Below are 11501 nucleotides of genomic sequence, written 5' to 3' on the forward strand. Positions count from 1 at the left end.
CCCGCGCGGCGGGGTCGGCTGGCGGGTGAGCGCACCCGCCGCAGCGGCGTCGTGGAGCGAGATGGCAAGGCCCGCAGTGCTTCCGCCGCCAGGCGTGCCCACCCACGTGGTCGTCGCCGACCAGGTCCAGCCCCCATTCGTGCGGCCGGCGTTCCTCGATGCGTGCGCGAGCGAGCGCGGCGCCGAGGTCACCGTCCACCACGCCGACTGCGGCCACATGGTGCCGTTCCTCGAGCCCGGGCTCGCGGCCGCGCTGGTCCGATCGCTGCTGTAGCGACGACATCTGTCGAGGCGACGATGGCAGCCATCACCGAGGAGCAGGTCGAACGGGTCCGTGCACTCGTGTCGGCCATTCCGGCCGGCCAGGTGAGCACCTACGGCGACCTGGCCACCGCGGCCGGGTTGTCCAGCCCGCGGATCGTCGGCTGGATCATGCGGACCGATTCGGCCGACCTGCCCTGGCACCGTGTGGTGCCCGCCGGCGGCCGGCCGGCGCCGCATCTCGCGACTCGTCAGCTGGAACGGCTACGGGCGGAGGGTGTTCCGATCACCGACGGGCGAATCCGACTGCGCGAGTGCCGGTGGGACCCCGCCACGTGACCGACCCGCAAACCCACCTGTTCTCGGCATACCCACCCCCTTGGAGGGTGCTGGATATGCCGAAAAAGGGTGGGTTTGCAGGGCAGCTCAGACGTGGCGCGGGACCGGCACACGTCGGTACGGACTGATGGCCGCGCGCATCCGCGTGACGATCAGGTCGACGATCCTGGGGTCCGGCCCCAGGGGTGCGGCGACCGCGTCCGCGCCGTAGGTGCTCAGGCGCTGATGGAACAGGCCCGGGGCGAGGAGGTGGCTGGCGATCACGACCCGCCGTCCCGTGCGCCGGGCCCGCTCGACCGCCTCGGGCACCGTGGGGGTCGCGGTCGTGATGAACCCGACCTCGACCCGTCCGCCGATCAGCGATTCCAGCTGCCGGGCGGCCAGATGAACCTGCCCGCAGGCACTCTCGTCCGATGACCCGGCGGCGGCGAGCACGACCGCGTCGCCCGGTTCCCAGCCCGCTTCGGCCAGACGGAGTCGGGCGACCGAGGCGATGGCCGGATCGGGTCCCAGCGCCCGGGTGACGACGGTGTCCGCCCGTCCCGCGGCCGCGACGTGTTCGGGCAGGTCCTTGCGGACGTGGTAGCCCGAGGCGAGGAACGCGGGCACCAGCACCGCCGGACGTTCCAGGTCGGCGATGACCTCGCTCGGCGTCGGTCCGAGGACGTCGACGAATGCGGTGCGGGTGAGCCCGATGCGGGCGCTGACGGCTTCGGCGATCTCTGCGATCACGTTGACCCCGTGCGGGTTGCGGGTCCCGTGCGCGACCAGGACGGGGCTGTACCCCTGCAACCGGTCACCATGCGGAAGCCGTACATGGTTGTCGTGCATGTGTTCTCGCTTCCTTCTCACTCGTCTTCGGCGTCGTACTCGAGGTCGACCGCGAGCCGGTAACCACGCTTGACGACGGTCTGCACCATCTTCGAATCCCCCAGTGCGGCACGGAGTCGCGCAACGGCGACCTCGACCGCATGGGTGTCGGAGCTGTCACCGGGCAGACCGGCGAGCAACTCCTGCCGCGAGACCACGCGACCGGGGTTGCGGGCCAACAGTTTGAGCAGGAGCAGACTCGTCGCCGACATCTCGCGGAGCTCACCGTCGACCACGACGGCCTGGCCACGGATGGCGGTGTCGTGCCCGGCGACCCGCAGCAGGTGGCTCCGCCGCGGCAGTTCGTCGGTGATCAGGCGCGCGAGCGCGCCGAGACGGAACCGGCGCGGGTAGATCGTCGGGATCTGCAGCGCCTCCAGCGGACTGGCGGTCACCGAACCCACGCACATGACCGGTACCGCGGTCCGCAGTGCGTGGATGAACTGCTGCAGCTTGCCGAGTTCTTTGGCACGGGTCAGGATCGACGCCGCCGCCGGAGCGCTGGTGAAGGTGATCGCGTCGAGATCGCCGCGGAGCACCGCGCCGATCATCTTGTCGATGCGCGCCACGTCGGGGTGCATATGCCAGCGGTACACCGGGATCGGCACCACCTCGGCACCGGCGGCGCGCAGCACCGTGCAGAAGTCCGGCAGCGGTTCCCACTCGCTGGTGGCACCGTGCAACTGCACCGCGATCCGGACGCCGTCGACGCCCTCTTCCAGCAGCCGGTCGAGGACCTCCGAGGAGGACTCGCTCTCCGGCGACCACTCCTCGCGCAGCCCCGCCGCCCGGATCGCGCCCTTGGCCTTCGGGCCGCGTGCGATCAGCCGGCTATCGGACAGCGCCCGTAGGACGGCCTCGGCGTTGCCCCACCCGTCGGCGGCCTCGACCCACCCGCGGAAGCCGATACCGGTCGTGGCGACCATCACCTCGGGCGGGTGGGCGATGAGTTCCTCGGTCACCCGCTCGAGTTCGGTGTCGTCGACCAGCGGCAGGATGCGGATGGTCGGGGCCTGCATCACCTCGGCACCGCGTCGTTCCAGCAGTACCGCGAACTCCTCGGCGCGACGCGCGGCGGTGATCCCGATCGTGAAACCGGCGAGCGGCAACGGGTCGGGGTCCGGTGAGGTTGCGCCGGCAGGGTCTGCACCGGCGGGGGTCATGGTGTTCACGCCGGGAAGAACACCTCGACGATGCGGTTGACCACCCGCACACCGTAGCTGGGGACCGACACCGTCTCGTCGTCCAGGCAGATCCCGGTGCGCAGCGCGAAGACCTGTTTACCCAGCGGCGAGGCGACGGTGGGTTCGCCCCCGCGGTCGCCGGTGAGTCCCCGGGAGAGGACCGCGGCGCGACCGAACGGATCGATGTTGCCGATCGCGTACAGGCGGGAGCGCCCGGGCGCCGCCTCGCGATCGGACTCGGCGGCGGGCAGACGGAACAGCGCGGCCTGCACACCCTCGGGACCCAGCACGGCGACGCCGCGACCGACGATCAGATCGTCGATCGAACACGCGCGCACCCAGCTCCCCTCACACTCCGTGGCGGCGCCGGTGGGCGTCGTCTCTGCGGACATGGTGTCGGCCTCCCCTGGCGCGATGGTCATGTGGGCACTCCTTCTCTCACCGGTCGCTCGCTCACTCCATCGGGGCCCGACGGAGCGGTCGCACCCGGACGGACCGCCGGCATGTCGAGCAGCACCGGCGCCTTGCGCTCGTACTCGGAGAACCGGATCGTCGGGTCGACGACATCGGGCGCATTCACGAACGAGACGAACCGCTTCAGCTTGTCCTCGTCCGCGAGCACCGCGGCCCACTCGTCCTGGTAACCGCCGACGTGGCGGGCCATCGCCTCCTCGAGTTCGGCGGCGAGCCCCAGGCTGTCCTCACACACCACGTCCTTCAGATGGTCGAGACCACCTTCGAGCGACTCCAGCCACGGCGCCGTGCGCTGCAGTCGATCGGCGGTTCGGATGTAGAACATGAGGTACCGATCAATGTAGGCGACGAGGGTCTCGTCATCCACTCCGCTGGCGAGCAGCACCGCATGCTTCGGGCTCTGGCCGCCGTTGCCGCCGACGTAGAGGTTCCAGCCGTGCTCGGTGGCGATGACACCGACGTCCTTGCCCCTCGCCTCGGCGCACTCGCGGGCACATCCCGAGACCCCGAACTTGATCTTGTGGGGTGAGCGCAGTCCGCGGTACCGCTTCTCCAGCAGCACGGCCATGCCGACCGAGTCCTGCACGCCGTACCGGCACCACGTCGAACCGACGCAACTCTTCACCGTCCGCAGGCTCTTGCCGTACGCCTGCCCCGACTCCATCCCGGCGTCGACGAGGCGCCGCCAGATCTCGGGCAACTGGTCGACGCGCGCACCGAACAGGTCGATCCGCTGGCCGCCGGTGACCTTGGTGTACAGCCCGAAGTCGCGCGCGATCTCACCGATCACGATCAGCTGCTCGGGCGTGACCTCGCCACCGGGCATCCGCGGCACGACCGAGTACGAGCCGTTCTTCTGCATGTTCGCCAGGAAGTGGTCGTTGGTGTCCTGCAGCGCGGCCTGCTCGCCCTCGAGGATGTGGTCGCTGGAGGTCGACGCGAGGATCGACGCGACCGTCGGCTTGCAGATCTCGCAACCCTGCCCGGTGCCGTATCGCTCGACGAGTTCGGAGAACGTCCGGATACCGGTCACCGCGACGATCTCGAACAGCTCGGCGCGCGACTGGGTGAAGTGGTCGCACAGCGACTTGCTCAGTTCGACCCCGGACGCGGCGAGCAGCTGCTTGATGCTGGGCAGGCAGCCACCGCAGGTGGTGCCGGCCGAGGTGCAGCCCTTGACCGCGGCGATGTCGCACGCGCCGTCGGCGATCGCCGAGCAGATGGCACCCTTCGAGACGCCGTTGCACGAGCAGATCTCCGCGTCGTCGGGCAGTGCGTCCATACCCACCGCGGCGCCGCCCTCGGGCGCGATGAGGGCAGCGGGGTCGCCCGGGATCTCCCGGCCGACCATCGGCTTGAGCATCGCGTAGGCCGATGCGTCGCCGACCAGGATTCCGCCGAGCAGCGTCTTCGCGTCGTCGCTGACGACGATCTTCGCGTACCGGCCGGCGACCGCGTCGTGGTAGGTGATCTCCAGCGCGTTCTCGGTGGTGCCGAACGCATCCCCGAAGCTGGCCACGTCGACGCCGAGGAGCTTCAGCTTCGTGGACAGGTCGGCACCGGGGAACTCCGACGTCCCGCCGAGCAGACGGTCGGCGACCACCTCGGCGGTCGAGTAACCGGGGGCGACGAGGCCGTAGCAGCGGCCTTCGACGGCGGCGACCTCGCCGATGGCGTAGACGTTCTCGTCGTCGGTTCCACAACCGGCGTCGACGAGCACGCCGCCGCGCTCGCCGACGGCCAGTCCCGCGTCCCGAGCGAGTTGATCGCGCGGTCGGACGCCGGCGGAGAACACCACGAGCGAGGCGTCGATCGTCGACTCGTCGGACAGCGTGACCCGCAGGCCGCCGTCCTCGGCGTCGGCGATCTCCGACGTCCCGACCCCGGTGTGGACCTCGAGTCCGAGCTCGGTCACCAGGTTCTTCAGGATCGCGCCGCCGCCCTCGTCGACCTGCATCGGCATCAGACGCGGGGCGAACTCCACCACGTGGGGGGTCATCCCCATGAGCTTGAGTGCGTTGGCGGCCTCGAGTCCGAGCAGGCCGCCACCGACGACCACACCCGTCGCACCCGGACCGGCGGCCTCGGCCGCGGCCCGGATGTCGTCGAGGTCGTCGAGGGTGCGGTAGACGAAGCACCGGTCGTTGTCGTGACCGGGGACCGGCGGGACGAAAGCGTAGGAACCGGTGGCCAGAACGACTGCGTCGTAGTCGATCTCGCGACCGCTCGAGGTGACGACCCGGCGGGCGTCCCGATCGATGCCGGTGACGGTCTCGCCCAGATGCGTGACGACCCGATCGTCCCCGGCGTACGTGTTCCCCTCGAGTGCGAGAGAATCCCGAAGCCAGGCACCGACATACGAGGACAGCCCCACCCGGTCGTAGGCCGGGTCGATCTCCTCGCTGACGATCTCGATACGCCACAGGTCGGTCGCGTCACGCTCGCGGAGCGCCTGGACGAAGCGGTGACCGACCATGCCATGGCCCACCACCACCACTGTCTTGGTTGTGCGCGTTGCGGTTTCGCTGTTCACTGCTCTTTGCTCCCTTGCCTCGCCGGTCCCGTGAGGATCAGGCCAGCGCTTCCTTGGTTGCCTGCTTGTCGGTGCCCTCGGCGGCAGCACCGGTCGATGCGGTCCCGTCGACAGTCGGTGCCGTTTCGTCATGGGCACCGGTGACCGCGAGATCGGTGGTCTCCGCGATGACGATCGGGCGCCGGGCGTAGAACCACCAGGTCACGACCGCTGCCAGGACGTAGAAGAGCATGAACACCCAGAAGGCCATCGTCGCCGACTTGTTGGACTGGTAGCTGGCGCGCAGCACCAGGTTGATACCCACACCGCCGAGACCGCCTGCGGCACCGGCGATCCCGATGAGCGCGCCGGACATGCTCCGCGACCACTTCGTCTTCCCGAGCGAATTCAGTCCGCTCTGCGCCTGCGCCTTGTGCTCCCAGATGGTCGGGATGATCTTGTAGACCGACCCGTTGGCCAGGCCCGAGAGCAGGAACAGCAGGATGAAGCCGATGATGAAGGCCGTCAACGTGGCGCCGGTGATCGTCTTGCCGTTGTTGTCGGCGATCGTGCCGGCGACCACGAGGATCGCCGCGGAGAAGACCATCGCGATGAAGGTGTACAGCGTCACCTTGCCACCGCCGACGCGATCGGCCAGTTTTCCGCCGTAGGGACGGATGACCGACCCCAGCAGCGGGCCGATCCAGACGATCTGCGCTGCTGCCAGCGCCGGCTTCGCGACTCCGGCCTCGGTGAAACTGATGTTGAGGACCTGGCCGAACGCGAACCCGAAGCCGATGAACGAACCGAACGTACCGATGTAGAGCAGGCAGATCAGCCACGTGTCGCGGTACTTGAGGCAGTCGAGCATCGCCCGACCGCTGGCCGTCTGGTGGTCCAGGTTGTCCATGTAGAGGGCGGCACCGATACCGGCGACGGCCAGGGCGACGAGGTAGATGGCGCACACGATCTCGGGCTGGTCGGCGGCGAGCCAGATGACCAGCAGACCGATGACCTGCACGACCGGCACGCCGATGTTGCCGCCGCCGGCGTTGAGTCCGAGCGCCCAGCCCTTCAGCCGTTGCGGGTAGAACGCGTTGATGTTGGTCATCGACGACGCGAAGTTGCCGCCACCGAAACCGGTGATGGCCGCGACGGCGAGGAACCAGCCGAACCCGAACTCGCCCGGGTTCATCATCAGCATCATCGTCAGCCCGGTCGGGATGAGCAGCACGACGGCGGAGAAGATCGCCCAGTTGCGGCCGCCGAACTTGGCGGTGGCCTGCGTGTACGGGATGCGCAGGCAGGAGCCGACCAGGGTCGCGGTGGCGGCGATGACGAACTTCTGGTCCATGCTGATGCCGTACTCGGGGCCCATGAACAGGGCCATCACCGAGAACAGGGACCAGATCGAGAATCCGACGTGCTCACAGATGACCGACCAGATCAGGTTGCGCTTGGCGATCGCGGCATTGCCGTTGTCCCAGGCGACCCGGTCCTCCGGGTCCCAGTCGGTGATCGTGTGGTCCCGTGTCAGTTGTGCTCTGAGATCTGCGAATGCCAAGGCTCCGCCTCCGATGGTTGCTGGTCTACGTGGTGTCACTGCCGTGCACAGGGCGGCGTGCAGTGGTGGCTGTCGTGGAAGACGCCGACACCGGTGTCGTGCGACTCGAGACCAAGTGTGGAGGGGGCGTGTTGCGCGGATTTTCCGCGAGGTGACCGCATCGTCACGTTGTCCTCACTCCGTCACACAGGCGTTGTGAGAACCCTGTCAGCGGTCAGTCAGGGCTGTGAGCTGCGGTTATACGAGTAAACGTACATGTTCGACGACTCGCTGCAACCCGGGCAGTGCGCCCGAGGTCGACCGCGGGTGCAGCGCGTGGACGGCCAGCCGGAACATCGTCGCCCGCAGCATCATCTGCGGCCACTCGGGCTGATCCGACCATCGCTGGATGAGTTCGGTGTCGGCACCACCCCACGCCAGGGCGTCGACCACCGCGACCGCCGCCGCCCACGGGGCGGGCCGCCAATACGGGACGATGTCGGTGATCCCCGGGGCCGCGGCACCGGCGAACAGCACCGTGCCGAAAAGGTCACCGTGCACGACCTGAGACGGCAGATCCACCGGCTTACGAAGCTTCGCAAGGGTTTTCAGCATGTCGACGCTCTGCACACCGTCGGGTGCGGTCGGCTCGGCCATACCGGCGGCCCGGGCCGAGCGCAGCGGGACGTCCTCCCAGGCGGCACGATCGGCCGCGGTGAACACGTCGACGTCGGTGTGCGGCGGAGCAGGCGGCTGCAGCAGGAACCGGGGCCGTTCGAGCGAGGCGGTCGCCTCGTGCAGCCGGTCGGCGACCAGGACGACCTCGTCGTGCCGTGGTTCGGGCGTCCCGGCGATGTAGGTGTCGGCCCGCCAGCCCGACACCACGTACCGGCCGTCGGTGGCGCGGAACGGACGCGCGATGCGCATCCCCTCCACGAACAGGGATTCGCGCACCGACGCCGACCACGCGGCGCGCGCGTGGTCGGGGACCAGTGAGAGCACGACTTCGCCGACACGCCACCCGCCGACCCACGATTCCCCCATCGCGATGGGCGGGTGGGCGGTGAGCCCGAACGTGTTCAACACGTGTTCGGGCGGCTCGACGGTGTTCACGTCGGCCAGATTACCGAGCGCGGTTGTCCGTTTCCGGAAGGCACGCGGCAACCACCCGCACCGACGTGCGGATCGATGACCGGGCTCAGTAGACCGGCAACGTCTTGTCGACCTGGTTCGCCCACGCGGTCACGCCGCCCTGCAGGTGCGTGGCGTCGGCGAAACCGGCTCGCTTCAGCGCGGCGAGCGCCTCGGCGGACCGGATGCCGGTCTTGCAGTAGAGCACGGTGGGCCGGTCCTGCGGCACCTTGGCGAGACCCTCGCCGGAGAGGATGTCGCCCTTCGGGATGAGGGTCGCGCCGTCGATGCGGACGATGTCCCATTCGACGGGCTCCCGGACGTCGATGATCGCCAGCTTCTCCCCCGCGTCGATCTTCTGCTTGAGTTCGACGGCGGTCAGCGTGGACCCCGCGGCGGCGTCGGACGCCTCCGAGGAGACGACACCGCAGAAGTCGTCGTAGTCGATGAGACCGGCGATCCGCTCACCCTCCGGATCCTTGCGGATCTTGATGGTCCGGTAGGTCATGTCGAGGGCGTCGTACACCATCAGTCGACCGAGGAGGGGCTCGCCGATCCCACAGATCAGCTTGATGGCCTCGGTGCCCATGATCGATCCGATCGAGGCGCAGAGGATGCCGAGTACACCGCCTTCGGCGCAGGACGGCACCATCCCGGGCGGTGGTGCCTGCGGGTAGAGGTCACGGTAGTTGAGACCGCGGCCGTCGGGGGCGTCCTCCCAGAAGACCGAGGCCTGACCCTCGAAGCGGTAGATCGACCCCCACACGTAGGGCTTGTGCGCGAGGACCGCGGCGTCGTTGACCAGGTACCGGGTCGCGAAGTTGTCGGTGCCGTCGAGGATGAGGTCGTACTGCGAGAACAGTTCGATCGCACCCTCGGGCTCGAGCCGCTGGTCATGCAGGTTGACGGTGACGAAGGGGTTGATCTCCAGGATGGAGTCCCGCGCGCTCTCGGCCTTGGGCCGGCCGATGTCGGACTGGCCGTGGATGACCTGGCGCTGCAGGTTGGATTCGTCGACGATGTCGAACTCGACGATGCCGATCGTCCCGACCCCCGCCGCAGCGAGGTACAGCAGCGTCGGCGAACCCAGTCCGCCGGCGCCGATCACCAGCACCTTGGCGTTCTTCAGACGCTTCTGACCGTCCATCCCCACGTCCGGGATGATCAGGTGACGGCTGTAGCGGGCCACCTCTTCGTTGCTCAGTTCCGCGGCCGGTTCCACCAGCGGCGGCAGCGACCCTGTGGGCGACCCTTGCGATGACACGAACGCCTCCATTGTTCGGGCTGACTACGTACCCCCGGCACAACGGATGAGTCCGCGGCGGCATTCCCGGTCAGCGGGTGGGGAACGGCCAGGGATTGGGACGGCACACGAAGGTGCGGTTGGCCTTCATCTGCGGGTCGAGAGCCATGATCTCGGAGTTCGCGACGCCGAAGGACTGCTGCATCATGATCGGCGCGAGCGCGCCGTCCTCGCGGCACGCCTCGTGCGCCTCGTAGCCGATGCCGTGACCGACCTCGTGGTTGATGAGGTACTGCCGGTAGGCGACGTCGTCACCCTGATAGGACAGCGCACCGCGCACCCATCGGGCCTCGTTCAGCGTGACCCGCGCCTGCGGCGGGTAGTAGCAGGAGGTCTCGAGGCGGATCTGGTACCCGCACAGCTCACGGGTGGTGCCGGTCGAGGTGAGTGTGATGCGCAGGTCGGGCTCACCGCGGTCGACACGGCGGAAGGACACGCGGCCGTCGCCGATCCAGCTGCGCGGGTTGGCCAGCGTCGTGTCCACCATCTTCGCGAAGGTCGGGTCACCGCCGTAGTCCTGCGGGTTGAGGCCGTTCTCCACCTCCACCGTGTAGGTGTACACCTGCCCGCCGGTGCCGACGGGCGGACCGCCGCCGCGCAGGACCCGGAACGTCTTGCGGGCCCGGTCGGTGAACGGGCCGCCCTGGGGCAGCGTCCCGGCGGGCAGCGCGGCCGCCTGGATGTCGCCGGTGGGGGCACCGATCGGGCGGGTCTCCTTGCTGATGTCGGTGTTGCGCGCCGCGGAGTCGGGGCTGGCGGCCGCCGCCGGCTCGAGCGCATCGGTCCGGCCGTCCCGGATGGTGACGACGATCAGCGCGATCGTCAGGATCGTGAGCACCGGGATCGCATAGGCACGCCACCCATAGGTCGAGACGAACCGCCCGAGCGCCGACTGCTTCTTGTATTCCGGCTGGGCATCGCGGTCGACGCGGGGACGTCCGCTGTCGTCGGTCGGGTCCCAGCGCGCTCGTAGCGGCTGGTCCGGTCTGGGGCGTCCCGACGATCTCGGGCCGACATCCTTGGCACGCACCCGGCCACGCTCGGACCCGGGGCCACCGTCCTCTGTGCGGCTCACCGGTCAACTTTCTCACAGCAGACCACCGATACTGCGCAGGAAGCTCCGCCGAGTACTCTCTTGGGCATGTCGACCGCAACCAACGCGTCCGCCGTGCCCGGCCGCAGCACTCGCCTGCCGCGCAGCGCACGACGTATGCAGTTGCTCGACGCGGCCAGTGAGATCTTCGTCGAACGCGGCTACCACGCGGCCGGCATGGATGAGATCGCGGTGCACGCGGGAGTGAGTAAACCCGTTCTGTATCAACACTTCCCGTCGAAGCTCGACCTCTACCTCGCGGTCGTGGACAGCCACGCCGAGAAGCTGGTCAGCGACGTCAACACCGCCCTGCGGACGACCACCGACAACCGCAAGCGCGTCCGTGCCGCGGTTCAGGCCTTCTTCGACTTCATCGATCAGGACAACTCGGGCTACCGGTTGATCTTCTCCTCCGACGCCTCCGATCCCGCCGTCATCCGCCGGGTGGAGGGCGCGACCGAGGCGTGCGTCGACGCCGTATACGGCCTGGTCATGCACGATTCCGGTCTCGACCCGTACCGTTCGCGGATGCTCGCGTCGGGGCTCGTCGGCGCCAGCCAGGTCAACGCCCGCTACTGGCTCGAGGCCAAGCGCCCGGTCGACAAGCAGACCGCCGTGGACACCACGGTCGCCCTCCTCTGGGGCGGGTTGTCGCACTTCCCGCGACAGACGGCGTCCGTCGACGCGCAGCCGGTTGTCGAGCCGAGTGTGGCCGACGCGCAGCCGGATGCGACCGGCGCCGGGAGCGAAGCGAGCGGGCCGAACGTCAACGGCACCGCCTGAACCCACGC

10 protein-coding genes and 1 pseudogene are annotated in these 11501 nt (G+C 68.9%); 3 read left to right on the plus strand and 8 right to left on the minus strand.

What is annotated here, in order from left to right; genetic code table 11:
- Both M4D77_RS21815 and M4D77_RS21820 read left to right on the plus strand, forming a co-directional pair.
- Positions 1-274: pseudogene (locus tag M4D77_RS21815) on the plus strand (alpha/beta hydrolase); the annotation flags it as partial.
- Positions 275-297: 23 nt separating this feature from the next.
- Positions 298-600, plus strand: a complete 303-nt coding sequence (locus M4D77_RS21820; protein WP_259937374.1) for an MGMT family protein — start codon at positions 298-300, stop codon at positions 598-600.
- A gap of 87 nt (positions 601-687) precedes the next feature.
- Here the strand turns inward: M4D77_RS21820 and M4D77_RS21825 are convergent, their stop codons facing one another.
- The 8 genes from M4D77_RS21825 to M4D77_RS21860 form a co-directional block, all read right to left on the minus strand.
- Complete coding sequence (locus M4D77_RS21825) at positions 688-1431, minus strand: sirohydrochlorin chelatase (protein WP_055475542.1); 744 nt, start codon at positions 1429-1431, stop codon at positions 688-690.
- 17 nt (positions 1432-1448) lie between these two features.
- The gene (locus tag M4D77_RS21830) at positions 1449-2633 is read right to left on the minus strand and encodes a uroporphyrinogen-III synthase (protein WP_259937377.1); all 1185 of its coding nucleotides are present in this window, start codon (positions 2631-2633) and stop codon (positions 1449-1451) included.
- Between the two features lie 5 nt (positions 2634-2638).
- The gene (locus tag M4D77_RS21835; RefSeq protein ID WP_396266609.1) at positions 2639-3076 is read right to left on the minus strand and encodes a nitrite reductase (NAD(P)H) small subunit family protein; all 438 of its coding nucleotides are present in this window, start codon (positions 3074-3076) and stop codon (positions 2639-2641) included.
- Positions 3073-5661, minus strand: a complete 2589-nt coding sequence (nirB, locus tag M4D77_RS21840; RefSeq protein WP_159371275.1) for a nitrite reductase large subunit NirB — start codon at positions 5659-5661, stop codon at positions 3073-3075. The genes M4D77_RS21835 and nirB overlap by 4 nt, the downstream gene beginning before the upstream one ends.
- 37 nt (positions 5662-5698) lie before the next feature.
- Complete coding sequence (locus tag M4D77_RS21845; protein WP_055475545.1) at positions 5699-7204, minus strand: NarK/NasA family nitrate transporter; 1506 nt, start codon at positions 7202-7204, stop codon at positions 5699-5701.
- 237 nt (positions 7205-7441) lie between these two features.
- Positions 7442-8296, minus strand: a complete 855-nt coding sequence (locus M4D77_RS21850) for a TIGR02569 family protein (protein WP_226513776.1) — start codon at positions 8294-8296, stop codon at positions 7442-7444.
- Between the two features lie 85 nt (positions 8297-8381).
- Positions 8382-9590, minus strand: coding sequence for an adenylyltransferase/sulfurtransferase MoeZ (gene moeZ / locus M4D77_RS21855; RefSeq protein WP_055475546.1), 1209 nt, complete (start codon positions 9588-9590; stop codon positions 8382-8384).
- Between the two features lie 58 nt (positions 9591-9648).
- Complete coding sequence (locus tag M4D77_RS21860) at positions 9649-10692, minus strand: DUF3152 domain-containing protein (RefSeq protein WP_259937375.1); 1044 nt, start codon at positions 10690-10692, stop codon at positions 9649-9651.
- Positions 10693-10758: 66 nt separating this feature from the next.
- On the opposite strand from M4D77_RS21860, the gene M4D77_RS21865 reads away from it, so the two are divergent.
- Positions 10759-11493, plus strand: a complete 735-nt coding sequence (locus tag M4D77_RS21865) for a TetR/AcrR family transcriptional regulator (RefSeq protein ID WP_259937376.1) — start codon at positions 10759-10761, stop codon at positions 11491-11493.
- The last annotated feature ends 8 nt before the right edge of the window (positions 11494-11501 follow it).

The organism is Gordonia sp. p3-SID1431 (genome assembly GCF_025143765.1).
GTDB lineage: Bacteria > Actinomycetota > Actinomycetes > Mycobacteriales > Mycobacteriaceae > Gordonia > Gordonia hongkongensis.

What these genes read in the sequence shown, in the direction of transcription:
- M4D77_RS21830 (WP_259937377.1), bottom strand. Translation starts at nt 2,633, where the DNA reads ATGACCCCCGCCGGTGCAGACCCTGCCGGCGCAACCTCACCGGACCCC.
- M4D77_RS21825 (WP_055475542.1), bottom strand. Translation starts at nt 1,431, where the DNA reads ATGCACGACAACCATGTACGGCTTCCGCATGGTGACCGGTTGCAGGGG.
- M4D77_RS21820 (WP_259937374.1), top strand. Translation starts at nt 298, where the DNA reads ATGGCAGCCATCACCGAGGAGCAGGTCGAACGGGTCCGTGCACTCGTG.
- M4D77_RS21865 (WP_259937376.1), top strand. Translation starts at nt 10,759, where the DNA reads ATGTCGACCGCAACCAACGCGTCCGCCGTGCCCGGCCGCAGCACTCGC.
- moeZ (WP_055475546.1), bottom strand. Translation starts at nt 9,590, where the DNA reads ATGGAGGCGTTCGTGTCATCGCAAGGGTCGCCCACAGGGTCGCTGCCG.
- M4D77_RS21835 (WP_396266609.1), bottom strand. Translation starts at nt 3,076, where the DNA reads ATGACCATCGCGCCAGGGGAGGCCGACACCATGTCCGCAGAGACGACG.